The 821-nt window shown below is 59.3% G+C and carries 1 protein-coding gene; it reads right to left on the reverse strand.

Going from position 1 to position 821, the window contains the following annotated elements; genetic code table 11:
* On the reverse strand, positions 1-821 hold an 821-nt coding region (locus EAE93_RS23930; RefSeq protein WP_250151187.1), incomplete at both ends, for a CHC2 zinc finger domain-containing protein.

The raw sequence follows: 821 nt of genomic DNA on the forward strand, positions 1-821 counted from the left end.
GTCATGGCATCGATCAGCGCTTCGCACAGGATAATTTCCGCAGCGGCTTTCATCGCTGCCTCATTCCAGACCCCGGCCAGGGGTGAGGACAGGTACAGATGCTTTGGGCTGTCTTTCAGCACTTTGTAATCCGGCTGGGTTCGGCGACCATACAGTTGCAGCACCCGCCCGCGGCTGGCCACACTGGCCGATTCGGCCCAGCCGATTATCGGCACCACGACGCAGCCCCGGAAGTGGTCCTGCCGGGTGGTCGTACGCAACACGCCTAGCCCCGATAGCTTGCCGCGCAACTGCTGACCTTCCTGACTGTCTTTGGACGGCAACAATCCCGCCGAACCACTGATACCGTGATGACCCGCATACCCCAGCTTAAAGTGACTGACCAGTTCAGGATGATGCAGCCCGCGTTTTTCCAGCCAGGCTTTGGCTTCCGGTGACGCCAGTAAGTTCTGATGATAAAAATCAATCACCTGATACAACAGCGCCTGTCCGTCATCGTCCAGGTCGGCCAGTTTCGGGCGCGGCAGGGGTGCAGACTGTGATCCCGGCGGGACGGCTAAAGAAGAAGCGGCCATAACTGCATTGTCCATGTCCGGCAGCCCGGCCAGCTCCCGCAGCCGGCGGATAGCGATTTTCAGCGTCACGCCTTCCGTTTGTATCACCCAGTCCAGCACCGACCCCGCTGCGCCACAGCCAAAGCAGTGATACAGGTTCTTAGCCGGCGATATCACCATTGAGGGCGTTTTCTCGTGATGGAACGGACAGCGCAGCACATAATCCTCACCGCGTTTTTTCATCGCACGGCCTTGCTTACGCGCCAG

It is taken from the genome of Photorhabdus akhurstii, assembly GCF_018448925.1.
In the GTDB taxonomy this organism is placed as follows: Bacteria; Pseudomonadota; Gammaproteobacteria; order Enterobacterales; family Enterobacteriaceae; genus Photorhabdus; species Photorhabdus akhurstii.